Origin of the sequence: Pseudomonas sp. IT-P260, from assembly GCF_949768395.1 — a bacterium.
GTDB lineage: Bacteria > Pseudomonadota > Gammaproteobacteria > Pseudomonadales > Pseudomonadaceae > Aquipseudomonas > Aquipseudomonas parakoreensis.
In genome coordinates this window covers 407,120-431,712 of record NZ_CATKPO010000033.1, presented here as the reverse complement: position 1 = coordinate 431,712, position 24,593 = coordinate 407,120, and the positions used below count along the sequence as shown (strand labels likewise).

The window sequence follows — 24,593 nt, the reverse complement described above, 5'->3', positions numbered from 1 at the left end:
ACGTTCAGGGCGTGACGATATTGAAGCGTCCGTCCGTTTCCTCAAGTCCACCCATGAAGCGTAGAAATTTCACTCGCTCACCGGTGATCGTGATATCGCCCACCGTTGCCTCCTTCAAAAAGCCAGTCTGTTTCAGCGCGATGCGATCCAGCGTCGACTTGTTCATGCTGATATTCACGTCGGCTTGGTCATGCCGGGTCAAGTCGCGGTGGGTAAGGACACCGTTGCGCAAGGTCAGGGCGTAATCCTCGTTCAGATCGGTGAAGCGCCAGTTGATGATCAAGTCATTGTCGGCGGCTTTTAGCGCGTCAACCCGGACGCTCAGGTAATCGAAGAACATTGCAGGGGGCAGCGCCCGCACCATATCGTCGGCATTTCCGCCGCTGCCTGTTGTAGCCGCAACGCCGTCGCGCAATTCCTGCGCGCCGCTGAGGTAGGCATTGCGCCAAGTCGCGTTCTCGCTCTGATAGCCCAGCTGTTCCAGCGCATCGGCCTGCAGGTTGCGTGCATCGGCATTGTCCGGCTCTGCGAAGACCAAATGATTGGTCAGTTGCGCGACCCAGCGATAATCGCCTTCGTCGAAGGCTTTGCGCGCCTGCTTCAAGAGCTGCTCGGCACCGCCCATCGCCGCTACGTAACGCTTGCCCGCAGCCTGCGGTGGCAAAGGATTGAGGTTCGCCGGGTTGCCGTCGTAGAAACCCATGTAGCGCTGATACACCGCACGCACGTTATGGCTCAACGAGCCGTAATAATCACGGCTGTACCACTTGTTCGCCAAGCGTGGCGGCAGCGAACTCAAGGTGTCGGCAATCTCCATGGGCGTCAGTCCCTGATTGATCAGTCGCAGGGTCTGGCTGTCGATGAATGCATACATGTCGCGCTGGTCAGCCAGATATTCGCGTATCTGCGCACCGCCCCAGGTAGGCCAGTGATGCTGGGCAAAAACCACCTCGGCCTGATTGCCGTAGCGCAGCAGCGACTGATCCAGGTAATGCGCCCAGATCTTCGGGTCGCGCACCAGCGCGCCGCGCAAGGTGAGCACATTGTGCTGCACGTGAGTGGCATTTTCGGCCATGCACAGCGCCTTGAATCGCGGGAAATAAATGTTCATTTCCGCCGGCGCCTCGGTGCCGGGGGTGAGTTGGAATTCGACCTCGATACCCTCAAGGGTCAGGCGCTCCAGCGGCTGGCTGATTTCCCTGGTGGGCGCGATCAAGCTGATGGTTGCGTTGGCCGGAATACCCTTGCCCAGCCCGGCATCTACCTGGCCGCGCTCGCTGCGCGGCAACGGTGCGCCGTACATGTATTGAGCGCGACGTTTCATTGCCGGCCCGGCCAACACATTCTCTCCGATGGCGTGCTCGAAAAAACCTTGCGGTGCAATCACCTGGACCTTGCCCGCGGTGACATCCGCTTCGTCGATGATCCCCCGCACACCGCCGAAATGGTCAACGTGCGGGTGCGTGTAGATGACCGTGGTCACGGGCTTGCGCGGACGACTCTTGAAGTACAGCTCAAGACCGGCTTTAGCGGTTTCCACCGACAGCAGCGGGTCGAGCACGATCAAGCCATTGTCGCCTTCGACGATGGTCATGTTGGCCAGGTCCAGGCCACGAATCTGATAAATACCGTCAGTGACTTTGAACAGACCGGCAATGGTATTGAGCTGCGCGATGCGCCACAGACTCGGATTGACGGTACCGGGTGCGTTGGTCTGGTTGAGGAACGCGTACTGATTCAGGTCCCAGACGGTCTTGCCGTGCGCATTGCTGACCACCCCCTCATACCGCTCGATCAGACCGCGCTGCGCCGCTTCGAAATCGCCGCGGTCGGCGAAGGGCAAACGCTGCAACCATTGTTGATTGCTCTGCAGCGTGCTCGCCGTCGCATCTTTAGCCGGTGTCGCGGCAGAACTCATCAGCGGTGCCAACAAGGCAAGTGAAAGCAACGTCGGTGGAAAACGCATGGAGAAGTCCTTGTTATTGTTTGGGCGATCCACTTTAGGGAGAGGGCCTGGCCGCAGCCAATACCAGAGCGGCATGGTGGCCATCGTGTTTTTTGATGGCTCAGTCCGGTGCAATCGTCAGGATCTGTTCAGCCAGCCAGGCTAATGCAGGGTCGTGTTGGCGATGCGTCAGGTAGACCAGATCAAGCTCGAAGGGCGGCAATGCGAATGGCAGTTCCAGCAAGTCCAAAGGCAGTAGCCTGGCGAACTGTTGCGCCAGCTGGGTCGGCAATACCGTGCACAGGTCGGTAGCGGCCACGAGGTGCGCGGCCTGCAAGTAATTGGGCGTGGTATAGACGATCTGCCGCACCAGATTCTGTTCGGCCAGCCACTGATCAATCATTCCTCGCGTCTGGCCACCATTCACCCAGACGTGGCGCAGTTGCAGAAAGCTGCGCAGATCCAGGCCGGCGCCTGATTGTGGATGCCCCTGACGCATCGCCACCCGCAACGTTTCGCTGCGCCAGCGCAGCCGGGTAAAACGTGCCGGTACGTGATCAAAACGGCCCAGCACCATATCCAGTTCGCTACGGTCCAGCGCCTCCGCCGGCAGGCTCGCCGTCAAGTGGACGACATCGATGCGCAAGTGCGGCGCCTGGGTCTGCAAGTGGGCCAGCAAGGACGGCATGCACAATTGTTCGACATAGTCGGTGAGCGCGATCCGCAGCTGTCGATGGCTAAGCGCCGGGTCGAACGTATCGCCCGTGGCCAGGCTTTGTTCGATCTGCTGCAACGCCGCGCGGATCGGTCCTTCCAGGGCCAACGCTCTAGGCGTCGGACACATGCGGCGGCCAACGCGCACCAGCAGCGGATCGTCCAATGCGTCGCGCAAACGCGCCAAGGCATTGCTGACGGTGGGCTGAGTCAGCGCCAGACGCTCGGCCGCGCGCGAAACATTCTGCTCACGCAACAGCATGTCGAAGATACGCAGCAGGTTCAGATCAAAATTTGAAATATTCATGCCGCAAATATATGGCATATGAAAATGAAATTTCAAAAATACTGGAAGCCTGCTTACGGTGGCGGCTGTTATTTCCTACCGATGCAGGAGCGCCGCGTGTGAGCACCCCTTTCGATATTCAGCAGGTCGCCGTGATCGGCGCTGGCACCATGGGCCGAGGCATTGTCATCAGCCTGGCCAGCGCCGGATACCCAGTGCTATGGCTGGAAAGCAACGCCCCGACACTGGATGCTGGTTTGACCATGATTGAACAGACCTGGGCACAGCAGGTTGGCAAACAGCGGATCACTCAGGAGGAGGCAGACGCCCATCTGGCGCGGGTACGTCCTGTGCAAAGTTACGCTGACCTCGCTGAGGCGGATCTGGTCATCGAAGCGGTGTATGAAAGCCTGGAGCTGAAGCAGGAAATCTTCCGCGCGCTGGATTCGCACCTCAAACCGCAGGCGATCCTGGCCAGCAACACTTCGGCACTGGACATCGACGCCATCGCCGCAGTGACCAAACGTGCACAACAGGTGCTGGGTCTGCATTTTTTCAGCCCGGCGCACATCATGAAGCTGTTGGAAATCGTCCGCGGCAACGCCACGGGCCGCGAAGTGCTGGACGCCGCGCTATTACTCGCTCAGCGCGCTGGCAAGGTGGCGGTGGTGGCGGGCAACTGCCCCGGTTTCATTGGCAACCGGATGCTGCGCAGCTACGTGGCCGAAGCGCGCAAACTGCTCCTTGAAGGAGCGATGCCGCAGCAGGTGGACGACGCGTTACAGCAATTCGGCTTTGCCATGGGTCCATTCCGCATGTATGACGTGGTCGGCATTGATCTGGAATGGCGCGCCCGACAATTGGCAGGGCAGGGCATGGATGATCCCTTGGTCAGGATCGACAACGCCTTGTGCGATCTCGGCCGTCTCGGCCAGAAGACCGGCCAGGGTTATTACCGCTATGCAGCAGGCAGCCATGTAGCCGAGCATGATCCGCTGGTCGATAACCTGGTGCTCGAGGTGTCTCAGGGCCTGGGCTATCGTCGCCGTGAAATCGACGCGCAGGAAATTCTTCAGCGCTGCCTCCTCGCGCTGGTCAATGAAGGGGCAAAAATTCTCGAAGAAGGGATTGCTGCCAGCAGCCACGACATCGATCAGGTCTGGCTCAACGGCTATGGATTTCCTGCGCAAACCGGAGGGCCAATGCGCTGGGCGGATGAGCAGGGCATAAGCCAGATGGTCGCCGGGCTTGAACACTTGCAGGGCATGTTCGGCGAGCACTGGCGCCCAGCCGGTCTGCTCCAGCGATTGAAGGACAGCGGCAAACGTTTCGCCGATGTCGTGGAGGGCGCGGTATGAATTATCAAGCCCCTTTGCGCGATATGCGTTTCGTATTGCACGAGTTGTTCGACGTAGTGGGCCACTGCGAACAGCTGGGCGTGGAGCTCGACCGCGACACGCTTGACGGCATTCTTGAAGAGGCCGGACGCTTTACCGGCCAAGTCATTGCACCACTCAACCGCAACAGTGACGAGCAAGGCTGTCAACTGATCGGCACTGAGGTCCGCACGCCCGACGGGTTCCGCGATGCCTATCGCCAGTACGTTGACAACGGTTGGGCAAGCATGAGCGGGCCGACAGAGTACGGTGGCCAGGGATTGCCGCAAATGGTCTCGGCCTGCGTGCATGAAATGCTGATGGCGGCCTCGCTGTCGTTCCGGATTTATTCCGGCCTGACCGAAGGCGCGGTGCTGGCCGTGCATTGCCATGGCAGTGACGCACTCAAACACGCCTGGCTGGGCAAAATGGTCAGCGGCGAATGGACCGGCACCATGTGCCTGACCGAGCCACAGGCCGGAACCGACCTGGCGTTACTGCGCACCCGCGCGCAGCCCCAGACCGATGGTGGCTATCGCATCAACGGCAGCAAGATTTTCATCAGCGGCGGTGAGCACGATCTGACCGACAACATCATTCATCTGGTCCTCGCGCGTCTGCCTGATGGGCCGGCGGGTGTGAAAGGTATCAGCCTGTTTCTGGTGCCCAAAATCCTCCCCGACGGCCAGCGCAACACGCTGAGCTGCGGCGCCCTGGAACACAAGATGGGCATCAAGGGTGCTTCGACTTGCGTCATGAATTTCGACGGTGCTCAGGGCTGGTTGGTCGGCGAGCCAAATCAAGGCTTGGCGTGCATGTTCACCATGATGAACGACGCGCGATTCCAGGTCGGTTTGCAGGGCCTGGGCATTGCGGAAGCGGCTTTTCAAGGGGGCCTGGCTTACGCCCGCGAACGGTTGCAGTCGCGTTCGCTGGCCGGCGCAGTGGCACCGGAAAAGGCTGCCGACCCGATCATCGTTCATCCCGATGTGCGGCGCATGTTGCTGACCCAAAAGGCCCTCACTGAAGGTTGCCGGATGTTGGGTGCGTATACCGCGCGACAACTCGATCTGGAACACGCAGCAGCAGAACCGGACGTTCGTCGAGCCGCCATGCGCCGCGCCGCGCTCCTGATCCCTATCGTCAAAGGGTTCTTCACTGATGTCGGCCAGGAAGTCGCCAGCCTCGGCGTGCAGCTGTTTGGCGGGCATGGCTACATTCGCGAATGGGGCATGGAACAACTGATGCGTGACAGTCGCATTACCCAGCTCTATGAAGGCACCAATGGCATCCAGGCACTGGACCTGATCCGGCGTAAATTGATCAGCGATGGCGGCGCCGAATTGCACGCACTGATCAACGAATTGGTACAGCACGCAGACACCGCCGGCGCTTACCCATCAATGAACGAAATGGCCGCAGCGATCAGTCAGCGCCTCGAAGAATGGCGAGCGCTGAGCATTAGCGTTATCGAGACCTGCCAGCGCGATCCGCAGGAGATCGGCGCGGTTTCCGTGGATTTCCTCGCGTACTCGGCCTACGTCCTGCTGGCCGGTTTATGGATGCAGGCAGCCGTGCGCGCCCATGAAGCGCTGGCCGCAAGTACCGACGATGAGGCTTTTTATCAGGCCAAGCTGCATACCGCTGACTTTTACTGGCGCCGCGTATTGCCCCGTGCAAGTGCGCACCGTGAAGCGCTGCTGGGCGGTGCGAGCTGCTTGATGGCGATGGCGTCGAGTGACTTCAGTTGCTGACCGCAGACGTATTACCAAGAACAGGGAGTCGCTGACATGCAGCCTTTCAGCTTTGCCACTACTGCGCAGATTCTTTGCGAAAGCGGCGCGGCGCAACGCCTCGCGAGCCTGTGCCGCGAGCGTGGTGCGCGGCGTATCCTGATCATCACCGACCCCGGCATCGCCCGTCTTGGCATGCTTGATGACGTTTTGCCCGCTTTCACCCTCGCGAGAGTTGGTGTGGCGATCTTCAGTGACGTGACGGCGGATCCGAGCCAGAACTGTGTGCTCGCCGCCGTGGACCGCGCACGGCATATTGGTGCCGACATGATCGTTGGCTTCGGCGGTGGCAGTTCGATGGACGTGGCCAAGCTGGTCGCTCTGCTCGCACATCCCGCATGCGGCCAGCCGATCAGCGAATTGTACGGTATCGACAAGGCCAAGGGGCCGCGCCTGCCGTTGATCCAGGTGCCGACCACCGCAGGGACCGGCTCGGAGGTGACACCCATCGCGATTGTGACAACCGGTGAGACCACCAAAATGGGGATCGTCTCGCCCTTGCTGCTGCCGGATCTTGCCGTCCTCGACGCGGTTTGTACGCTAGGTCTGCCGCCAGCCGTCACGGCAGCCACGGGCATCGATGCCATGGTGCATGCGATCGAGGCCTACACCAGCAAACTCAAGCGTAATCCACTGTCGAGCCTGTTGGCGCGAGAGGCGCTGCGCCTGTTGGCTGACAATCTTGAACAGGCTGTATACAACGGCGGAAATCTACCCGTGCGGCAGGCAATGCTGCTCGGGGCGTGCCTCGCCGGTCAGGCATTTGCCAACGCGCCAGTGGCGGCGGTGCATGCGCTGGCGTATCCGCTGGGTGGACATTTTCACATTCCCCATGGCCTGGCGAATGCGCTGGTGCTGCCGCATGTAATGCGCTTCAACCTGCCCGATGCGCTGACCGACTACGCCGAACTGGCTTCGCCCTTGCTGGGAGCTAGGCTGCAGGCGGGCGATCGCGAGAGCCGCAGCGAGCAATTTGTCTGCGAGTTGGCGCAACTGGGCGCCCGTTGCGGATTGCCGAACACGCTGCGCGATGCCGGCGTGCCCAGAGAAAGCCTGGGCCAACTGGCCCAAGACGCGATGCAACAACAGCGGCTGTTGGTGAACAACCCGCGCGCCCTCAGCGAAGCCGATGCGCTGGCGATCTATGAGGCGGCCTATTGATGACCGACATCCGAGAGCGCGCCAACTACTCACACTTCACCTCGATCACGACCCGTTGGCACGACAACGATGTGTATGGGCACGTGAACAACGTCGTCTATTACAGTTTCTTTGACAGTGCCGTGAACAACGTATTGATCGGCAAGGGCGGGCTGGATATCCATGACGGTCCGGTGATCGGGTTGGTGGTCAGTTCCAGCTGCGATTACCACGCTCCGGTCGCTTTTCCAGAGCGCATCGAGGTCGCGCTCGCGGTAAGCAAACTGGGCCGCAGCTCCGTGCATTATCAACTTGCGGTGTTTCCCGAAGGGCAGGCACTGGCCAGCGCCACCGGGCGTTTCGTGCATGTTTTTGTCGATCGGATCGAACGCTGCCCGGTACCGATTCCCGAACGGTTGCGCGTGGTGTTAGGGGAACTGATTTGCAACTTGCCCGCTTCCACGACCAAGGATCTTGAACCATGAAAGATGCTGTGATTGTTTCCACCGCTCGCACGCCGATTGCCAAGGCCATGCGCGGCGCATTCAATGATTTCAAGTCACCCAGCATGACGGCAATCGCCATTCGCGCAGCAGTCGAACGTGCCGGCATCGAGCCGGACCAGATAGAAGACTTGGTGCTGGGCACGGCCATGCAAAGCGGCACTGCAGCGATCAACCCCGCGCGTCTGTCGGCGCTGGCGGCCGGTCTGCCGGTGTCGGTGAGTGGGCAGACCGTCGACCGCCAATGCGCATCAGGCCTCATGGCAATTGCCATCGCCGCCAAGCAAATCATCGTGGACGGCATGCAGGTGACCATCGGCGCCGGTCAGGAGCAGATCAGCCTTGTGCAATCGGCCCACAATCGCCTGGCGAGCGAGGCATACGACGACGCTGTGCTGCGCATGAACGAGCATGCCTACATGCCGATGTTGCAAACCGCCGAGCGGGTGGCCGCGCGGTACGGTATCAGTCGCGAGGTGCAAGACGCCTATGCGTTGCAGTCTCAGCAGCGCACGGCGGCGGCCCAGGCCGCCGGCCTGTTTGCCGATGAAATCGTCGCGGTCACAGCACGCAAAAAGATCGTAAACCAGGAGGACGGTGCGGTCAGCCACGTGCAGGTCACGCTCACCCAGGATGAGGGCAATCGGCCCGCTACCGTCTTGGCGGATCTGCAAGGCCTCAAACCAGTGATCGAAGGCGGCAGTGTCACCGCTGGCAATGCCAGCCAATTGTCTGACGGCGCCAGTGCGTGCGTATTGCTTGAAGGTGGCTTGGCGGCGCGTTTGCGCAGCGCTCCGTTAGGACTTTATCGCGGCATTGCGGTCGCCGGGCTGGCGCCGGAAGAAATGGGCATCGGACCGGTTTTGGCGGTGCCCAAATTGCTGCGTCAGCACGGTTTGACCGTCGACGATATCGGCTTGTGGGAGCTTAACGAAGCGTTCGCTTGCCAGGTGCTGTACTGCGCGTCGCGGCTCGGGATCGATCCGGCGAAGCTGAACGTCAACGGCGGCGCTATCTCGATCGGGCATCCCTATGGCATGAGTGGAGCGCGCATGGTTGGGCACGCGTTGCTGGAAGGAAAACGACGCGGGGTGAAGTTCGTCGTAGTGACGATGTGCGTGGGGGGCGGAATGGGCGCGGCAGGGTTGTTCGAGGTGTTATAAACAGGCGCTGTTATATTCGTCCGGATTGCCCTGATCAGGAGATATGTAGTGGCTCAGGCATGACAATCCGTTATGTAGAGTCGAGCAGGAGGGGGAGGCGGCCAAATTCTGTATTTGGCAGTCATTGCCATTATGTTTTCACAAATCAAATTGCTTCAAATCTGTCGGGCAATTGATATTGACAGAAGCAGGGCGGATGGAAGGGTAGGGTTGCGGAAATGGCTCGAAAGATGCGGAAATGGTCCAGAGATGCCCGGGCCTGATCAGCAAACCCCAGATACGACAAAGCCCTGAATAATCAGGGCTTTGTCGTATATAAGATGGCGGAGGCGATGGGATTCGAACTCATGGACCTGTTACAGTCGACGGTTTTCAAGTCCTTTAATAATTCGACTAATTTCAATGAGTTATGAGCCGCAGTTTTCCGCTTTGATTGCGTGCAAAGTTCCTCAGAACGGCCGCTAACGGCCAGAAGCGGTCGCTTGCATGTGCAGACTTTGAATACTGAAAAAGCAGCTTCTTTGGAGTTAGGGGGAATTAGAGACCCTCTGGTCACCTGCCGCGCTTCAGTATTGACTGCCTAAATAGCCACGCCTTGTACGTGGGTCGCAATCGAATCCAGCAACTGCATATCCGCCGCACTCAATCGCATGCCCGAGGCAGCCGCATTTTGCTCAAGACGATGACGGCTGCGCGTGCCGGGAATCGGCACCGCAGTAACGTGCAGTTGTTCCGCTCGACTGTAAAGCCAGGCCAGGGCCAGTTGCGCGGCAGTGATGCCACGCTGTGCCGCCAGTCGCTCCACCTGTTCGACCAGCGCCTGGTTGGTCGTTTGGTTCGCCGCTGTAAAGCGTGGGAAGTTCAGTCGTGAGTCCTGCTCGGATAAGCCGTTGGCGAACGTGCTGCTGGTGAGCAGGCCCCGGCCCAGCGGTGCGTAGGGTACGAGGGCCACGCCAAGTTCGGAGGCCGCCGCAATGACCGAGTTTTCTAGTTGGCGGGTAAACAGCGACCACTCAGACTGCAAGGCCGTAATCGGATGCACCGCGTGGGCGGCGCGTAGTTCCTCGGCGCTGACTTCACTCAAACCCAACCAGCGCACTTTGCCTTCGGCAACCAGGTCAGACATCGCCCCTACAGAGTCAGCCAGTGGTACATCGCTGACGCGGCGATGCATGTAATACAGGTCGATGCAGTCGAGGCCAAGGCGCTGCAGCGAACGGTCAACGGCTGCACGGATGTAATGGGGCTCGTTACTCAGGCTCCAGTCATCCGGGTTGGCGGTACTGCGCACATAGCCGAACTTGGTGGCCACCACCGCCTGATCACGGTGTTTATTGATAAAGGTCGCCAACAGTTTTTCGTTGGCACCACAGCCGTACATGTCGGCGGTGTCGAACAGGTTGATCCCCAGTTCCAAGGCGCGCTCGAGCGTGGACTGCGCCTGCGCCTCGTCCGTTGCCCCATAGAACTCGCTCATGCCCATGCAACCCAGCCCTTGCACGCCGACCAGCGGCCCCCAATTTCCCAGGTGCGTCATCGCAATAACAGCAGGCATCATTGGTTACCCCCACAGTTTGGAGGTGACGTTCTAACACCGGACCTTACTCCAGGGTCAAGGAGCCCAAGCATGCTGATTTCTCAATTTTCCAGGGCCTCAGGCTTGCCCGTCGAAACCATCCGGTTCTACATCAAAAAGGGCTTGCTGGCACCAATACGGGGGCAACAGGTTGGGGAAAATACTTACCAGCGGTTTTCCGCTACCGACCTCACCACCGCCCGCATGATTCGCCTGCAGCAATCACTGGGTTATTCCTTGCGCGAGATCGCTGAGCTGCAAGCCGAATACCGCGACAGCGCACGCTCGGCGGCGCGAACCTGCGAAGTCCTCAACCAGCAGATTGCCCGCCTGGAAGAAAAACGCACGGCCATCGACGCGGCTTTGGTGTTTCTGCGAGGCAAGGTGGAGTGGATCGAAAATGGGCAGCCCGACGATGCACCGCAGTTTGCCGAGCTACCGTGCTAAGGCGAATGCACCGGGCGTGGCGGCTGTCGCACGGCGCCGGCAAGGAAGTCTTCCAGCGGCCCCGACAGCACATCGAACACGGTCGCCGCACGCTTTACCCGGCGCAGGTCATGGTGCATGGCAATCCATATATCAACTTCCATTTCCACCTCGCCCGCCAGTACCTGAACCAGGCCCGCCGGCTCAGCCAGCTGTTGCGGACACAGGCCGAAACCCAGGCCAGCACGCAACGCGGCGTACTGCGCCAGGTGGCTATCGCTACAAATGAGGAAGGTTTGCTCCGCTGTGAACGCACCTTCTTGCACCAGACGGCGGTGGTCGGCCAGACGGCGGTCCGGGCCAATCACCGGCATGTCCTTCAGCGCGACCAGCGAGGGCGGCAAGCCATGGCACTTGATGCATGCCGGGGTCGCGTAAAGGCCCACCCGCAATGCGCCCACCCGACGGGTGACAACATTGGCCTCGGAGGGGCGCTGCAGGCGCACGGCGATATCCGACTGTTGCCGCGCAAGAGCCTCCAGACGATCACTGATGCTCAGCTCAAGGCGCAACTGCGGTAACGCCTGGCGCACGCCCGCCAACAGCGGCGGCAGCACTTCCACACCCAGAAGCTCACTGCTGGTGATGCGCACGCTGTCAGCGCCCGTGCTGGCGCGTCGGTTGAACGCGCGGGCGGCGTTGTCCATGACATCCACAGATGGGCAAATAGTTTTTCACTGTTACCGAGCGGGTGCAAAATGGCCCGCCAATTTGCTTTAACCGTCTGTTTCTGGCCGATAGCTGCCGTTGAGGCTAACCAAGGGGTGCCACGCTTACTACTAATCGACCAAGCACAGATACTGATGCAAATGTTCTCCAAGCACCTCATAAGCCTGAACGAACTTGTTAATTTTGCGCAGGTCGTTATGCATTGCGATCCACACATCGACCTCGAAGCCAAAGTCGAGTGGCAGCACATGTAACAAGCCGTGGGATCTTGCTATTTGCGTTGGGCATAGTCCGAAGCCTAGGCCGGCTTTCAGAGCTGCCAGCTGAGCAAGGTGATTATCAGAGGCGATGGTGAAATGCTGGTCTGCATCACACAGACCTGCGTCGACCAACCGACGCAAATCTGCTAAGCGCCTGTCCGGTCCGATCATCGGCCGCTGACGCAACGCTAGCAAATTAGCGGGAGTACCGTAGTGCTCCAAGCACCCGGCACTGGCATAAATGCCAATCTGCAAACTGCCAAGACGCCGCACAGTGATATCAGCTTCATTGGGCCGCGTGAGCCGCACTGCAATATCCGATTGCAGCCTGGCGATGTCTTCAAGGGCATCGCCTATGCTCAATTCGAGTCTGAGCCCCGGGTGGTCGTAATGGAAAGAACGGAGCAGATCGGGTAGGACTTGGACGCCAAGCAACTCGCCACAGGTCAGCCGAATCGTACCGTGATCCATCGACGCTTCTGAGCTGGCCATGCGGTTGAAAGTCTGCGCGGCCAGATCCATGGCCTCCACATGTTCAATCAGACGTTGTGCTCCGCCAGTAGGCGTCAGACCAAGAGGTGTGCGGGTGAATAGACTCACACCGAGAGCGTGTTCTAGATGGTCGAGGCGTCGGCGCGCCGTGGCCTGGGCGATACCAAGCAACTTCGCCGCGCCGCTTAGGCTGCCAGAGCGCAGCACGGCGAGAAATACACGCTGACTTTCCCATTCAATGCCGCTCATACATTCTTAACCAACTGTTGCTCCTAATTTGCTCTTCTGCCCGAGCCCGTGAAAAGGGATCATTCGCCCACATTTTTCCGGGTGTCATTATAAGGAGCCAACACATGAGATTCACCGGGCAGTGCCGATGTGGGAAAGTCACCATTGAGATCGTAGCTGAGCAGTTCCCGCCACTGTATGCCTGCCACTGTTTGAACTGCCAGCGTTGGAGTGGCAGTGCGTTCGGTCTGCACATGCTGACAGCAGCTTCAGCTGTTCAGGTGACGGGCGAAACAGCGACCTTTGAACATGAACACCATGCTCAATCGTCCACCCAACACGCCTGCGGTACCTGTCACACTCGGTTGTTCAACGAGACCACGGCAGCGCCCGACATGCGCGTGTTGCGGGCCGGCATCTTGGCAGGCTCTGAAGGTTTCGAACCGATTGCGCATATTTGGACAAAGCGCAAGCAACCATGGCTGGTGCTGTCGGGGACTGTCGCGCAATGGGATGAGAGCCCGACGCCCGAAGCATTTGCCGCCGCACTAGGGTAATAGATCCTGTTTCTTCGTCAGTAATGTAGCCATCCGCTAGGCTGCTTGTGAAGTTGACTATGTCTGCTTTTGGTCGAAAGACCACGCTCCCGAGCGGCTGCTTTTGGCCGGAAGCGGCCGGCCGTGAGCGGCCGTTTCCGGCAAGAAACAACCATGTAGAATCGTTCATTCGCAGCCATGTCATGGTCAGAAATCGAAAATAACCTGCGGAAAAAAACATGGATTTGGTTCAGATCGCACCTGCGGCATACCACATAACGGACGACTACTGGCATCTTCTCAAAGCGGAGGACGGCGCTGTTTATATTCTCGTCGAATGTGAAGCGTCTTTCGTAAGTTACGAATGTCTGATCAAGCTGAACGCCGAGGAGTTGCGTGACTACCACGGCCTGGGCTGGTTATCCATTCAGTGCCTGGCTAATCGAATCAATTACTTCGTCGGTGATTACAACGAAAGAAAAATCACAGGACCATTGCTTGAAGCAGCCATTCAGGCATCGAAGCTCTAGTCATTTCATGGCGCTTGGTTAATGTCAGTCCGCACGCATGTAGACAACCACCATGTTGGAAACGGTTATCAATGAGCGGCTGCTTCTGGCCGAAAGCCGCCGTTCGTGAGCGGCAGCTATTGGCCGATAGCTGCCGTCCACAAATGACTGCTTTCGGCCATAGGCAGTATGACGGGACTCCAGTAGAGCGGTCTGTAGGGCACGGACGAAATCGCTAGGGTGCGGCGTCGTCTTGGCATCGCCCACGCCGTAGCCACGGGTGAACAATCAGGCTTGAAAATCGCAGCGTTCGATCTGGCCACCTGCGGTGTCGTGAACGTCCGTAAAAGGGCGGATTTCCAAAACTCGAGACAGCGAAGTCAGCCAGACGGCAACAATGTGATCCTGCTTTTTTTGTTAGATCTGAGTCTGTTTTTAACGGGGCAACGCTCTATAGAGTGTATATCCGACGCACAAGGGGACAGTGATCGGCCCGCTGCTGTTTCTGGCTCTCTGAAGACCGGACGAATCGAGAGTCTTCAGGAATCACCATGAATACTCGTCCAAGCTTTCAGAGCAAGACCTTCCCCCAATCGCAACGTGATATTCTCGGCATGATCGCGACCGATCAGCATCTGGGCGATGTACTCTGCGCCATCTGCCAGATGCTCGACACACAGACTCCCGAAACCTACTGCTCTATCCTGCTGGCGGATGCAGAGGGCAAGCACTTACTCAACGGCGCGGCACCAGGCCTGCCGGCCGAGTACAGCGAGGCGATAGATGGAATGGCCATTGGTCCGCAGGAAGGGACCTGCGGCACAGCAGCGTTCCGGCGCGAGCTTGTAGTCACCGAAGACATCGCACGGGACCCGAACTGGGAACGTTTCCGCAGCCTGGCGCTGGGGCATGACCTGCGTTCCTGCTGGTCAGTCCCTTTGCTCTCCCATGAAGGAACGGTGTTGGGGACATTTGCCCTGTACCAAAAGAGTATCCATGCGCCGGACGAGGTGCAGATTCAACAGCTGGTGTTTGCCGCGCAACTGGCAGTCATTGCGATCCGTCATGAGCGTGACGGTCGGCGATTGGAGGAGAGCGAACAACGTTTTCGTTCATTGTTCACCTATAACCCCAACCCGGTGTTCGCCCTCGATCTGGCCGGCAACGTCCAGAGCGTCAATCCTGCGGGCCTGAAGCTGAAACCGCAGACGGCCGTCAATTTCATTGGTCATCATTTTTCCCATCTTGTACTCGATGAGGATCTGCAACGGGTCAGTCAGCATTTTTGCGCAGCCCGTGCCGGATCGCCTCAGCGCTTCGAGGCACAGCTTCGCGACGAAAGTGAGCAACTGTTGACCATGGATATCTCCAACCTGCCCATCATGGTCAACGGAGAGATTGTGGGAGTATTCGGCATTGCCCGGGACATCAGCGCACAGAAAAATTTCGAACGCGAATTGAGCTTCAATGCCAGCCATGACCGGCTGACCGGTTTGCTTAACCGTGTTTCGCTTGAAGAGCGACTTGTTCGGGATTGCCACATCAGTCGTCGGCGTAATCGGCGTCTGGCGGTAATGTGCATTGATCTGGATGGATTCAAATCCATCAACGATTCGATCGGGCATTACTTCGGCGATCAGGTGCTGATCGAAGTGTCGCAACGCATGACTCAGCAAGTTCGTCCCGGTGACACCATCGTGCGCATGGGCGGTGACGAATTCATTGTGCTGCTGCCGGACCTGCTATGTGACGAGGACGCAGTGCCAGTCGCCGAGCGCTTGATGGCCAGCATTGCCAGACCCTACTGCATCCAGGGCATTGACCTGCATGTGAGTGCAAGTGTCGGCATCACCCTGAGCGATGGTCACATTGAGCAGCCGATGCAACTGATCCAGCAGGCTGACATGGCCATGTACAAAGCCAAGCAGCAAGGGCGCAACAACTTTCAGTGGTACACCAGCGAGCTCAATCAACGTGTTTGCGAGCACGCGAGCCTGCGCAATGACTTGCAAAAGGCTATCGAAACTCAATCCTTCCAGCTGCATTATCAACCGCAGATAGACGCACGCACGGGGCAGGTGGTCGGGATCGAAGCCTTGCTGCGCTGGGAGCATCCGGAAAAAGGATTTATCTCACCAGCGGTGTTTGTAACAGTGGCTGAAGACAGTGGTCAGATCATCCCGCTGAGCCTTTGGGTACTCGATACGGCCTGCGCGCAGTTGCGTCAACTGGGCGAGCAGGGCATCACAGGCATCTCGATGGCCGTGAATATTTCGCCGATGCATTTCCAGCGTGGGCAGTTCGTCGAGTGTATACAGGCAGTGCTGAACAGGTACGAACTTAGCGCCGGGCAGTTGGAACTGGAGATTACCGAGTCGCTCCTGTTGCATAACGTTGAGCAGGCGATCGACACGTTGCACCAGCTCAAGGCTCTAGGTGTACGCATTGCGCTCGATGATTTCGGCACCGGTTATTCCAGCCTCAGCTACCTCAAGCGCTTACCCATCGACAAGATCAAGATTGACCGTTCTTTCATCCGGGATATCGCTACCGACCATCACGATGCCGCGATCACCCAAGGCATTATTTCCATGGCCCATCACCTCAGCCTGACGGTGGTCGCCGAGGGTGTGGAAACCAAGTCTCAAGTGGATTTTCTCAAGGGCGGTCGCTGCGATGTTTTTCAGGGGTATTACTTTGCTAAACCGATGCCCTATGCGGACCTCGAAGCTTTCCTAAGCCTTCGCGCGTCCCGGTCCCTGACGCCCGATCTTGTCTGTTCCGAAGTTTGAAAAGGCGAATCTTCAGATTCGAACGAGTCCGGTTGCCCTGAACCACACTTCAGTTGCCACTTCGGTCCTGGAGCGTTCCTGTTGAGCGCTTCAGATCTTTTGCCGGGTCCAGAAGCGTTTGGGAAACTGAGCGCTTTAGACCCAAGCTCTGCTCAACACGCCTGGCCGTGGACGCATTAAGCGCGTGACTGTTGTTGGCACTGGAGGGTACCGAAAATTCGTTCAGTTACTACGGTAAGCGTCATCAACGACTATAGTCATTGGTGAGCCAGAGCGAATCCGACCATTCCCCTGCCAACCTGGCCTAATCCAATTCCGCGATTACACGGCGGATCTTCTTGTGTTCCTTGATGCGGAACGTAAACGTTTCGCTGCCGAAATTACTCAGGCTCAGGCTGAGATCGAGGCAGCGTTGTCTTTATTTGAACCCCTTGATGGTGGATGGAGTTATCCCGCCGGGCACGTCGTATCCCACTGAGCACGTCCCAACCACCCATCTATCAAGGTTCAAGCAATGAATACTTCAGAGTTAGATGATGCACAAAAAACCAATGGCGACCTGGTTCAGGGTCCGCTGCCGGCCGGCACTCTCGCGCCCGACTTCACTCTTCACGCAACCCCTGATCAACAGTTATCGCTGCGTGAGCTAAAGGGAAATCCCGTGATATTGGCGTTTTATCCCGCTGACTGGACTTCGGTGTGTGGTGACCAACTGACCTTGTACAACCAGTTGCTACCCACATTCAGAGAATACGGTGCGGCGCTACTGGGTATCTCGGTTGACAGCGCCTGGTGTCATCAGGCCTTTGCCAAAGATCGGAATTTTCACTTCAGCCTGCTGGCCGATTTCGAGCCCAAAGGGGCTGTGGCACGACAGTATGGAGCGTACGAGTCCCAGCTCGGGGTTTGTAAGCGTGCGCTGTTCGTGATTGACAAGGACGGGGTGGTTGCCTGGAGCTACGTCTCCCCGATGGCAATCAACCCTGGTGCGGACGGTATTCTGGATGCGCTGGATGCTTTGGCGAATTCGCCACAAAGCACGCCCACCAAAAATTAACAGGTGATTAGATGGCCACTCTCAAAGTCCCGGTAAGTGCCAACGACCATCGCCAGGGAAGTGCGCATGCCAAGGTCACCTTGGTCGAATTTGGCGACTATGAATGTCCCTATTGCGGTGAAGCTTATTGGATGGTCAAGAATCTGCAACAGCATTTTCGCGATGACTTGCTGTTTGTGTTCCGCAACTTCCCTCTGACCACCGCTCACCCCCATGCATTGGGTGCAGCGGTCACCGCTGAGTATGCCGGGAGTCGAGGATTCTTCTGGGAGGCCCACGACGAATTGTACGAAAATCAGGATCGATTGGGCCTGCCGCTGTATCGCGCCATCGTTCTCAAACACGGCCTTTCCAGGGAGGAATTCGATCTTGCAATGCAAGAGGATACTTACATTCCCAAAATACAAGCCGATTTCAATGGCGGTGTACGCAGCGGCGTGAATGGCACCCCAGCGTTTTACATTGACGGGCTTCGCTATGACGGGGTCCCAGAGTTCAACGAGATGAGTCAGATGATTGAGCTTCTGTTAGTGCGCGGACGAAATCGCTAGATTGCGACATCGGCCCGGCATCAACCACACCAGAGCCGAGGGCAAACCAGCGTTAGCTTCCTTCTACATTAAAGAGGTGTACACGGAGCCGGCAGCTAATGAAATCTTTGAAGTATTATGAAAAAAATCGACACGCCACATGGTTGGAGTTGTTTTTTGACCTGACTTTCGTTGTGACGATAGGCCAGGTTACGCACACTCTCGGACATGTTCATGGCGGGCACTTTGAACATAAGCAATTATGGACATTCTTGCTGCTTTTTGTACCGTTGTGGTGGATCTGGTCCAGTCACACGATTTACTCCAACAGGTTTGATACAGACAGCAATCTTCACCGTTTGGCAACATTATTCATAATGCTCCTGCTCATTGTGCTATCGGCACGGATCGGGGAAGATCTGGAAGTAAACTACCCGTTTATTATTGCCTGCTATTTTGGCATACGTGCCATCATCAGCATCATGTACATTTCGTCAATAAGTAAATTCGATTCTCGCGGCGAGCTCTCCTCCAGGCTCGGCTTCGCCCTGTTAATTAGCGCAGTCATTAGTCTCTCATCGGTTATTTTTGACCCGCCCTTGCGTTACCTTGTTGCTTATATTGGGATTGTTCTTGATATTCTGTTTCCTGTATTTTTCTGGACTAAACTAAAGCCGTTGCCAGCACACACAGAACACTTGGTTGAGCGCATAGGCCTACTCACCCTAATCTTATTGGGGGAGTCAATTATTAGCCTTTCCGGAGGCTTATCTAACATTCAATGGGGTTATTACAATGTGATGGCGGCCATCACCGGATTCATCATGATTTGCAGTATCTGGTGGATCTATTTTGATAGCTTTTACCTGCTGAGCAAAAATCACAGCAGTATGAGTGGACACGCCTTGATCTACTCGCACCTTTTTCTTTTTATGGGGCTGGCACTCCTAGCAAATTTGATCAGGCATGCGATCCTGAATGACATTGCGATGCGCGATTTCCAGATCATGTCGATCATCGGCATGGCATTGTTTTTCCTGGGGAAGCAATATGGCTATTTCATAGCCGTGAGTCGAATAAGGAAATACATACTGCAAAACACCTTGATCGTGCTTTCTTTAGGTGGGTCAGTTATATTTCTACCGCGTGTCGAGTACATATTGGTCGGCCTGACAGTAACCATGATCTGTTATGTTCTCCTGAATTTCAGATATCGTTGAGTCTTTATTATCAGGCCACAGCTCGGGAAAAGTGATCAAGCGGCTGGTCTGCGGCTTGCACGTTGCCCACTACGTCATTCTCAGTGTCCGAGCGACATGCGACGCTACCCTTGGTCTCTTTGGGTTTGTAATCCTGGTGTCGTCGACCATAGTTAATCGCCGGATGCCCCTTTTAGCTATTGCGACCAGATAGCACCAGCCGCACCGTAACAACAGGAGCCACGTCATGGTCAAAGTAGCGTTGTTCGTTCGTCTGGAAGCAAAACCTGGGAAAGAGAATGAGGTGGAGCGCTTTCTCTTGAGCGGCCTTCCTTTAGTGGAGGAGGAGCCAGCCACTACAGCCTGGTTTGGAATCCGCTTGGGGCCGTCCACCTTTGGCATCTTTGACGCATTCCCGGATGAAGCGGGCCGGCAGGCTCATCTTTCGGGCAAGGTCGCGGCGGCGCTTATGGCAAACGCTCCCGAGCTGTTTGCCGAACCGCCATCAATCGAGAAGGTTGACGTCCTTGCGGCCAAGCTGCCCGGTTAAGCAAATCCAACAGGAAGTTCCATTCAGTTCGGGGAGGCTCACGATGGCTTCGTCAAGTGAGCATCCGTCGGCGTAGCAGTGACCGATATTCAATGCGCTGCCGAACGCGGCTGCACTCCGAACTGCGCAACGATGTGCGTACCCAATTCCTCAATAACTTCCACCGCAGGGCGCTTGCCGTATTTGAGATTGAGAATGACGTGGTCCACGCCGATTTCCTCAAGCGACTCCAGCAAAAATCGTAGATGGTAACGTCCAAGTCTGAACCCCAAATGGATACGTGTGGGTGGCGTTGACGGATTCTCATCGAGATCGATGTACAGCGACTGAGTAAAGGGCTTATACACAGAACCACATTGTTTCGTGACCTCCAGTCGCCAATCTTCCACGACCAGCCGCTGCATGTTCGGAATGCGTGGATAGTTGATCCATCCGTTGCTCTCACGCGCGATCCAATCCAGTGACTGGTGACTGTTGCCGGTCACGAGCATTGGAATGAATTGGGTGGTAGGTTTCGGAATCAGGTCTGCGCCTTGCATTTCACCAGTGCTCCAGTGGATGAGCTCAAAACTGGTGCTGTGGGCGCGGCGAATCACTTCGTAGTGTTCTCGAAAGATCTCTCCACGCCTTTCGGGATCGACGCCAAACGCCGAGAACTCCACTGGCCGATCTCCCGAAGCAACCCCCAGAATCAAGCGACCAGTGCTCAACTGATCGACGCTGGCTGACGCCTTGGCCGTGTGCAGGGGATGGTGCAGCGGGATGGCGATGGAGGCGGTGCCAAGTGCAATCTCCGAGGTATGGGCGGCCATATAACCCAGGTAAACCCAAGGGTCGAAGACTTGGCCGACATCGCCGAAGCCAGGGTCGCGAAGCGGCACGTCGCGAAACCAGAGCGCGCAGAAGCCCAGCGCCTCGGCTTGTTTAGCCAGTGTGACCTGGTTGAGCATGTTCGGAGTGTCCCCGTCGAACGCCTCCATGGGAAAGAATAATCCAAGGCTCAAATGCCCCTGAGTGAAGGTTCGGCTGAACCCTCGATGCTGCTGGTAAGGAGTCGTGCTCGGCCGATACATACGGATTGACCTCATGGCAGAACGTGAACAGCGCCCCCGTTTCCAGAGGTGCTGCGGCATCGGTCGCTTTTGAACGGCAGGTGGGGGGACTGGGTCTGGCTTTTACCCGTTGCGCCGTACTGCTGGTCGTGTGGACCGGACTCAGGGGGCAGTTGCTGGCGATAGGCGCGGGTTGGTCCGGGTGGGTGTTAAGCGGACGGTCAAAGGAAGTCAGATCTCTCGGCTCTATACCACCAGATGGGCAAGGCGTTCGAGGAATCATTCTATAAGCGTAGGCGGTTTTGCAGCTCTCCGCCATATTCTTACAATCGAGCCGCTGGCGGGCGAAAGTCGCGTATCGAAGGCAGTTATCGGTCGTTTCCTGCCATTCCAGAACGGCCGCTATTGGCCGAAAGCCGCCATTGCCAAGGTGTCCCGATGAATATCGATAGTCGCTAGTGGTTTGGAGTTCGAATCTCTCCTTCACTGCCATATTCAGTAAGCCTAAACCACTGATTTTCCTAGAGAAAGTCGAGGTTTTTGGTTTTTGGCGTCTGAAAGAAGGCCATATGGGACTGAGATGGGACTGGTGCGCTACTTTGGTGCGGAAAACAGAGCGTCGCGATTGATTGATTTAGCGTGGTTCGGCTGCAATGGACTAGTCTTTGCAGGCGCCTCAATCAAGGACGAATCCATGCCGAATAACTCAGAATCCAACATCGCAACGGCAGACGCTTTGACATTCCTTCTGCACAACCAGCACGCCTTGGGTGCGGCAATAGAAGAGTTCACCAGATGGCTTTCAGAGAATGAGGCAGTGACTGCTTCCGAAAATGCAGTCATGGCCATGAAGACTTTGGACACTAACGCCAAAGCGCTGGCAGATGCGATTACTCCACTTAGACGGTCTTAGACAGGAAGTATCGGCGCTTCTACTTTACTCGCTCGTGCCTGTCCAACGCCCATGCGACAAGAGCCTGCATGGATGGCCCTAGCGCGTATCCATCAGCCGTCAATTCGTATTCCACCTTCGGCGGCACCTCTGGATATACAGTGCGCACCACAATGCCGTCCTTCACCAACTGCTTGAGCTGCTGAATAAGCATTTTCTGATTAATGCCCTCGATGAGCTTTTCCAGGTCAGAAAAGCGCAAAGGCCCTTTTGCGGCGAAGAGCTGGCAAAGGATGATGATCTTCCATTTTCCCTCCAGCACCCGGAGGGTCTCCATTGTTGCCTCAGCCCATCTCACTCTATTTTTTGGGTCGCCACAGTCCCATTCGCGTTCATTAGTCATAGTTTTGGTTCGTTACTTACCTTTTGGTGTGTACTTACCATTATCTCACCGTTGGCCTAAGGTGGCTGCCTATTTGCGCCTATTTGCGCCTATTTGTGAGTGAGAGACCATGAAAATTGGAATTATTGGAACCGGAAATATCGGCGGAACGATTGCCCGAAAAATGATTGCAGCAGGTCACGAAGTGCTGGTGGCTAACTCCAAAGGTATCGAGGGGGTTCGTGCGTTCGCCAATGAGATCGGAGCAGTGCCTACAGATGTTTCTGGAGCTGTACGAGATACGGCAGTGATCTTTCTATCGATCCCTTTACCAGCGGTCACTCATTTGCCTCGCGATTTGTTCGCATCTGTTCCGCTGGAAGTCCCGGTCGTCGATACAAGCAATTACTACCCCGGTCTGCGAGACGACAAGATCCCGGAAATTGATAATGGCATGACAGAAAGCGTATGGGTCTCCAAGCAAATTGGAAGACCCGTGATCAAGGCGTACAACAACCTGTTGGCCTATACGCTTGCTGAGCTTGGTCAATCCGAAGGTACGCCGGGACGTCTGGCTGCGGCCGTCGCGGGAGACGATGAGCGTGCTGTTGGGATGGTTATGGAACTCGTCAGCGAATCGGGTTTTGATCCAGTCAACTCCGGCTCGCTTGAGCAGTCGTGGCGACAGCAACCGTCCACTCCGGCTTACTGCTGCGACTACCAAGCCAGTGATATGCGCAGAGCACTGGATGCAGCAGTCAAAGGTGAGGCCCCCAAAATTCGAGATCGCATGGCAGAGAATTTTTCGAAACTGGGAAGTAATCCCAGCCATGCGGATATCGTCGCGATGAATCGGCAGCTGAGTCCGATCACGCGTTAGTCTTAATTCGCCCTATGTTCAATCGGCCCCCACAACTGGCCCTGGTATGGGGGCCTTTTTTTGGTAGAGTGGAAACCAGTTCCCCCAAGGGCTGGTCAACCATTCCTTGGCTGTCTGGCTACTGACGTGCATCTGAGTTGTCTTAAAATGCGTGATCATGCAGCCCGATTTCTTTCCGCAATTTATTTTTACGTGCTTGTTTTACTGTCTTGGAACGGAGAGAAAATTTCGGTGATGCGGAAAAATGCTGGCCGTAAGCTTCTGAATTAGAAGTAAAAGTTTATGGACTTAAAATCCCCCGCTCGTAAGGGCGTGCCGGTTCGATTCCGGCTTCGGGCACCATCTTAAATCAAGGGTTTGCGGGCGAAAGCTGATGCAGACCCTTGTTTGTTTTCAGGGCACCATTTTTAAATGGCTCGTCGTCAATTCTTCCATGTCCTCTTCTTCCTGTTTGCAAAGACCGTTGGTCACTTCTTGATGCAATCAATCCTGCGAGCGTCTACGTTTGTGGCTTGGTCGAAGATATCAAAAGTCATTGAGTGAACATTTGAGCTTGACCCGATGGCGTTGATATCAGGATGGATCTTGATCAAGGCGCGGTGCATCGTTCAGGCGATGGGCATTCAGACCCCCAGTCTGTCACGCCAAACCCGCCATTTTTGACGTGTTAAGGAGAACACCGATGGCAATCAATCAAGTGCACGCAGCAACCGATAAAACCGCTCTCGTCGAAGCCGAGGTGTACCGTTGGTACAATCTCTTCTTTCCGTGGTCGCGCGGTATGTCTTCCCGGTCGGAAGGCGCCATCAAACCCCTGTACGACGCGTTGGCGAATGACTTTCGTGTGGTACTCACTGATGGACAGATCATGAGTCGAGCGGATTATTGGGAGCGACTTTGGGGTTTGTACGGCAAGCGTGCTGGAAGCCCTGAATCGCACATCACTAACCTCTCGATCACAGCGCTTCCAGGGGACTGCTTCCTGGCCGTTTTCGACCTTGTCAAAGACGGCATCACCAAGAAGAAAGTCGATTCGGCGCTTATGCGCCTCGACCAGACCTCGCCATCCGGAATTTCATGGGTTTACGTGCATGAAAGCGAGCACGAAAGGGCTCTTGCGTAAGTCACTTGAGTTCTACTCTTGTGGCTGAAAAGCCTGCATGTTTTAACGTTGAAGAACAATCAGGCCCAGCCCCGTGCTGGGCTTTTTTGTATCTGCTGTTCAGTCAGAAAACAACAAGCCCAGGCATACCCGGGCCGGTTTAGGGAATACATTCAGCGCGAATCAACCTCCTTTGCAGCCTGGGCGTTTAATCGTTCCTTGCGCCTGCGCAGCCAACTGAAGAATGCATGTACCGGGTGCAAAAACGCAGCCAGTACGCACAGCAGCATGATGGTGAAAATGGCAATCAGTGGAATGCTTTCGTGCGAGAACATGGTGGGGTACTCCTGTAGGCACTATGTTGGAACCCGCAGGCTAGACGCTTAGAGCCATGCTTGCGATGAACGTATGTTCATCCTCGGGCGCTTGAACTGTGCTACGGAGGGCTCACCAAAATGATCAATTCCAGAGGTGCGCAAGC

Annotated in this window: 24 protein-coding genes; 16 read left to right on the top strand and 8 right to left on the bottom strand. The window is 56.6% G+C overall.

Annotated features, from left to right (window positions below):
- Positions 1 to 4: 4 nt before the first annotated feature.
- Complete coding sequence (locus tag ACM6HV_RS15885) at positions 5 to 1,966, bottom strand: alkyl/aryl-sulfatase (protein ID WP_414904698.1); 1,962 nt, start codon at positions 1,964 to 1,966, stop codon at positions 5 to 7.
- Between the two features lie 100 nt (positions 1,967 to 2,066).
- The gene (locus ACM6HV_RS15880; protein WP_145598479.1) at positions 2,067 to 2,984 is read right to left on the bottom strand and encodes a LysR family transcriptional regulator; all 918 of its coding nucleotides are present in this window, start codon (positions 2,982 to 2,984) and stop codon (positions 2,067 to 2,069) included.
- An 80-nt stretch (positions 2,985 to 3,064) separates the two neighbouring features.
- Between ACM6HV_RS15880 and ACM6HV_RS15875 the strand changes: the two genes are divergently transcribed.
- The 5 genes from ACM6HV_RS15875 to ACM6HV_RS15855 are packed head-to-tail and all read left to right on the top strand — an operon-like array spanning position 3,065 to position 8,920.
- Positions 3,065 to 4,303: a 3-hydroxyacyl-CoA dehydrogenase NAD-binding domain-containing protein gene (locus ACM6HV_RS15875; protein WP_414904697.1), complete on the top strand. Its 1,239-nt coding sequence runs from the start codon at positions 3,065 to 3,067 to the stop codon at positions 4,301 to 4,303.
- Entirely contained in the window at positions 4,300 to 6,075 is a 1,776-nt protein-coding gene (locus ACM6HV_RS15870; RefSeq protein ID WP_414904696.1) for an acyl-CoA dehydrogenase C-terminal domain-containing protein, read from the top strand. Before ACM6HV_RS15875 ends, ACM6HV_RS15870 begins: the two co-directional genes overlap by 4 nt.
- 36 nt (positions 6,076 to 6,111) lie before the next feature.
- Positions 6,112 to 7,275 carry an iron-containing alcohol dehydrogenase gene (locus ACM6HV_RS15865; protein ID WP_145598482.1) on the top strand — a complete coding sequence of 388 codons (1,164 nt, stop codon included), beginning with the start codon at positions 6,112 to 6,114 and terminating at the stop codon, positions 7,273 to 7,275.
- Positions 7,275 to 7,739 (top strand): acyl-CoA thioesterase, encoded by a 465-nt coding sequence (locus ACM6HV_RS15860; RefSeq protein WP_145598483.1) that lies wholly within the window; start codon positions 7,275 to 7,277, stop codon positions 7,737 to 7,739. The genes ACM6HV_RS15865 and ACM6HV_RS15860 overlap by 1 nt, the downstream gene beginning before the upstream one ends.
- A complete protein-coding gene (locus tag ACM6HV_RS15855) occupies positions 7,736 to 8,920 on the top strand; it encodes an acetyl-CoA C-acyltransferase (RefSeq protein WP_145598484.1) in 1,185 nt (394 codons plus the stop codon). Before ACM6HV_RS15860 ends, ACM6HV_RS15855 begins: the two co-directional genes overlap by 4 nt.
- A 580-nt stretch (positions 8,921 to 9,500) precedes the next feature.
- On the opposite strand, the gene ACM6HV_RS15850 is transcribed toward ACM6HV_RS15855, so the two are convergent.
- Positions 9,501 to 10,475, bottom strand: a complete 975-nt coding sequence (locus ACM6HV_RS15850; RefSeq protein WP_414904695.1) for an aldo/keto reductase — start codon at positions 10,473 to 10,475, stop codon at positions 9,501 to 9,503.
- Positions 10,476 to 10,547: 72 nt separating this feature from the next.
- Here ACM6HV_RS15850 and ACM6HV_RS15845 point away from each other — a divergent pair, with 72 nt between their 5' ends.
- Complete coding sequence (locus tag ACM6HV_RS15845; protein ID WP_145598486.1) at positions 10,548 to 10,943, top strand: MerR family transcriptional regulator; 396 nt, start codon at positions 10,548 to 10,550, stop codon at positions 10,941 to 10,943.
- Here ACM6HV_RS15845 and ACM6HV_RS15840 read toward each other — a convergent pair.
- Together ACM6HV_RS15840 and ACM6HV_RS15835 are read right to left on the bottom strand one after the other, a co-directional pair.
- Positions 10,940 to 11,629: a LysR substrate-binding domain-containing protein gene (locus tag ACM6HV_RS15840; RefSeq protein WP_414904694.1), complete on the bottom strand. Its 690-nt coding sequence runs from the start codon at positions 11,627 to 11,629 to the stop codon at positions 10,940 to 10,942. The genes ACM6HV_RS15845 and ACM6HV_RS15840 overlap by 4 nt on opposite strands.
- Before the next feature lie 132 nt (positions 11,630 to 11,761).
- On the bottom strand, positions 11,762 to 12,652 hold the full coding sequence (locus ACM6HV_RS15835; protein ID WP_145598488.1) for a LysR family transcriptional regulator: 891 nt from the start codon (positions 12,650 to 12,652) through the stop codon (positions 11,762 to 11,764).
- A 104-nt stretch (positions 12,653 to 12,756) separates the two neighbouring features.
- On the opposite strand from ACM6HV_RS15835, the gene ACM6HV_RS15830 reads away from it, so the two are divergent.
- From ACM6HV_RS15830 to ACM6HV_RS15800, 7 genes are all read left to right on the top strand, one after another.
- Positions 12,757 to 13,188 carry a GFA family protein gene (locus ACM6HV_RS15830; RefSeq protein ID WP_047598473.1) on the top strand — a complete coding sequence of 144 codons (432 nt, stop codon included), beginning with the start codon at positions 12,757 to 12,759 and terminating at the stop codon, positions 13,186 to 13,188.
- 218 nt (positions 13,189 to 13,406) lie between these two features.
- Positions 13,407 to 13,697 (top strand): hypothetical protein, encoded by a 291-nt coding sequence (locus ACM6HV_RS15825; RefSeq protein WP_247842706.1) that lies wholly within the window; start codon positions 13,407 to 13,409, stop codon positions 13,695 to 13,697.
- Positions 13,698 to 14,227: 530 nt separating this feature from the next.
- The gene (locus ACM6HV_RS15820) at positions 14,228 to 16,468 is read left to right on the top strand and encodes a putative bifunctional diguanylate cyclase/phosphodiesterase (protein WP_414904693.1); all 2,241 of its coding nucleotides are present in this window, start codon (positions 14,228 to 14,230) and stop codon (positions 16,466 to 16,468) included.
- Positions 16,469 to 16,982: 514 nt separating this feature from the next.
- Positions 16,983 to 17,525: a redoxin domain-containing protein gene (locus ACM6HV_RS15815; RefSeq protein ID WP_414904692.1), complete on the top strand. Its 543-nt coding sequence runs from the start codon at positions 16,983 to 16,985 to the stop codon at positions 17,523 to 17,525.
- Between the two features lie 11 nt (positions 17,526 to 17,536).
- Positions 17,537 to 18,076, top strand: coding sequence for a DsbA family protein (locus ACM6HV_RS15810; protein ID WP_103367061.1), 540 nt, complete (start codon positions 17,537 to 17,539; stop codon positions 18,074 to 18,076).
- 98 nt (positions 18,077 to 18,174) lie between these two features.
- Entirely contained in the window at positions 18,175 to 19,275 is a 1,101-nt protein-coding gene (locus ACM6HV_RS15805; protein ID WP_414904691.1) for a low temperature requirement protein A, read from the top strand.
- A 226-nt stretch (positions 19,276 to 19,501) separates the two neighbouring features.
- The gene (locus ACM6HV_RS15800) at positions 19,502 to 19,804 is read left to right on the top strand and encodes a putative quinol monooxygenase (protein WP_414904690.1); all 303 of its coding nucleotides are present in this window, start codon (positions 19,502 to 19,504) and stop codon (positions 19,802 to 19,804) included.
- Between the two features lie 89 nt (positions 19,805 to 19,893).
- Here the strand turns inward: ACM6HV_RS15800 and ACM6HV_RS15795 are convergent, their stop codons facing one another.
- Positions 19,894 to 20,877, bottom strand: coding sequence for an LLM class oxidoreductase (locus ACM6HV_RS15795; protein ID WP_414904689.1), 984 nt, complete (start codon positions 20,875 to 20,877; stop codon positions 19,894 to 19,896).
- A gap of 673 nt (positions 20,878 to 21,550) precedes the next feature.
- On the opposite strand from ACM6HV_RS15795, the gene ACM6HV_RS15790 reads away from it, so the two are divergent.
- The gene (locus ACM6HV_RS15790; RefSeq protein ID WP_414904767.1) at positions 21,551 to 21,769 is read left to right on the top strand and encodes a hypothetical protein; all 219 of its coding nucleotides are present in this window, start codon (positions 21,551 to 21,553) and stop codon (positions 21,767 to 21,769) included.
- Positions 21,770 to 21,788: 19 nt separating this feature from the next.
- Here the strand turns inward: ACM6HV_RS15790 and ACM6HV_RS15785 are convergent, their stop codons facing one another.
- Positions 21,789 to 22,151 carry a winged helix-turn-helix transcriptional regulator gene (locus tag ACM6HV_RS15785; protein WP_414904688.1) on the bottom strand — a complete coding sequence of 121 codons (363 nt, stop codon included), beginning with the start codon at positions 22,149 to 22,151 and terminating at the stop codon, positions 21,789 to 21,791.
- A 109-nt stretch (positions 22,152 to 22,260) separates the two neighbouring features.
- Between ACM6HV_RS15785 and ACM6HV_RS15780 the strand changes: the two genes are divergently transcribed.
- Entirely contained in the window at positions 22,261 to 23,010 is a 750-nt protein-coding gene (locus ACM6HV_RS15780; RefSeq protein ID WP_414904687.1) for an NADPH-dependent F420 reductase, read from the top strand.
- A gap of 682 nt (positions 23,011 to 23,692) precedes the next feature.
- Positions 23,693 to 24,133, top strand: a complete 441-nt coding sequence (locus tag ACM6HV_RS15775) for a hypothetical protein (RefSeq protein WP_222014494.1) — start codon at positions 23,693 to 23,695, stop codon at positions 24,131 to 24,133.
- Positions 24,134 to 24,285: 152 nt separating this feature from the next.
- Here ACM6HV_RS15775 and ACM6HV_RS15770 read toward each other — a convergent pair whose 3' ends face one another.
- Positions 24,286 to 24,447, bottom strand: a complete 162-nt coding sequence (locus ACM6HV_RS15770; protein WP_174376922.1) for a hypothetical protein — start codon at positions 24,445 to 24,447, stop codon at positions 24,286 to 24,288.
- Positions 24,448 to 24,593 lie beyond the last annotated feature (146 nt).

Bases quoted from the DNA above. Each gene is read 5' to 3' on its own strand.
- ACM6HV_RS15885 (WP_414904698.1), bottom strand. From the start codon at position 1,966: ATGCGTTTTCCACCGACGTTGCTTTCACTTGCCTTGTTGGCACCGCTG.
- ACM6HV_RS15880 (WP_145598479.1), bottom strand. From the start codon at position 2,984: ATGCCATATATTTGCGGCATGAATATTTCAAATTTTGATCTGAACCTG.
- ACM6HV_RS15870 (WP_414904696.1), top strand. From the start codon at position 4,300: ATGAATTATCAAGCCCCTTTGCGCGATATGCGTTTCGTATTGCACGAG.
- ACM6HV_RS15865 (WP_145598482.1), top strand. From the start codon at position 6,112: ATGCAGCCTTTCAGCTTTGCCACTACTGCGCAGATTCTTTGCGAAAGC.
- ACM6HV_RS15860 (WP_145598483.1), top strand. From the start codon at position 7,275: ATGACCGACATCCGAGAGCGCGCCAACTACTCACACTTCACCTCGATC.
- ACM6HV_RS15855 (WP_145598484.1), top strand. From the start codon at position 7,736: ATGAAAGATGCTGTGATTGTTTCCACCGCTCGCACGCCGATTGCCAAG.
- ACM6HV_RS15850 (WP_414904695.1), bottom strand. From the start codon at position 10,475: ATGCCTGCTGTTATTGCGATGACGCACCTGGGAAATTGGGGGCCGCTG.
- ACM6HV_RS15845 (WP_145598486.1), top strand. From the start codon at position 10,548: ATGCTGATTTCTCAATTTTCCAGGGCCTCAGGCTTGCCCGTCGAAACC.
- ACM6HV_RS15840 (WP_414904694.1), bottom strand. From the start codon at position 11,629: ATGGACAACGCCGCCCGCGCGTTCAACCGACGCGCCAGCACGGGCGCT.
- ACM6HV_RS15835 (WP_145598488.1), bottom strand. From the start codon at position 12,652: ATGAGCGGCATTGAATGGGAAAGTCAGCGTGTATTTCTCGCCGTGCTG.
- ACM6HV_RS15830 (WP_047598473.1), top strand. From the start codon at position 12,757: ATGAGATTCACCGGGCAGTGCCGATGTGGGAAAGTCACCATTGAGATC.
- ACM6HV_RS15825 (WP_247842706.1), top strand. From the start codon at position 13,407: ATGGATTTGGTTCAGATCGCACCTGCGGCATACCACATAACGGACGAC.
- ACM6HV_RS15820 (WP_414904693.1), top strand. From the start codon at position 14,228: ATGAATACTCGTCCAAGCTTTCAGAGCAAGACCTTCCCCCAATCGCAA.
- ACM6HV_RS15815 (WP_414904692.1), top strand. From the start codon at position 16,983: ATGAATACTTCAGAGTTAGATGATGCACAAAAAACCAATGGCGACCTG.
- ACM6HV_RS15810 (WP_103367061.1), top strand. From the start codon at position 17,537: ATGGCCACTCTCAAAGTCCCGGTAAGTGCCAACGACCATCGCCAGGGA.
- ACM6HV_RS15805 (WP_414904691.1), top strand. From the start codon at position 18,175: ATGAAATCTTTGAAGTATTATGAAAAAAATCGACACGCCACATGGTTG.
- ACM6HV_RS15800 (WP_414904690.1), top strand. From the start codon at position 19,502: ATGGTCAAAGTAGCGTTGTTCGTTCGTCTGGAAGCAAAACCTGGGAAA.
- ACM6HV_RS15795 (WP_414904689.1), bottom strand. From the start codon at position 20,877: ATGTATCGGCCGAGCACGACTCCTTACCAGCAGCATCGAGGGTTCAGC.
- ACM6HV_RS15790 (WP_414904767.1), top strand. From the start codon at position 21,551: ATGCCGAATAACTCAGAATCCAACATCGCAACGGCAGACGCTTTGACA.
- ACM6HV_RS15785 (WP_414904688.1), bottom strand. From the start codon at position 22,151: ATGACTAATGAACGCGAATGGGACTGTGGCGACCCAAAAAATAGAGTG.
- ACM6HV_RS15780 (WP_414904687.1), top strand. From the start codon at position 22,261: ATGAAAATTGGAATTATTGGAACCGGAAATATCGGCGGAACGATTGCC.
- ACM6HV_RS15775 (WP_222014494.1), top strand. From the start codon at position 23,693: ATGGCAATCAATCAAGTGCACGCAGCAACCGATAAAACCGCTCTCGTC.
- ACM6HV_RS15770 (WP_174376922.1), bottom strand. From the start codon at position 24,447: ATGTTCTCGCACGAAAGCATTCCACTGATTGCCATTTTCACCATCATG.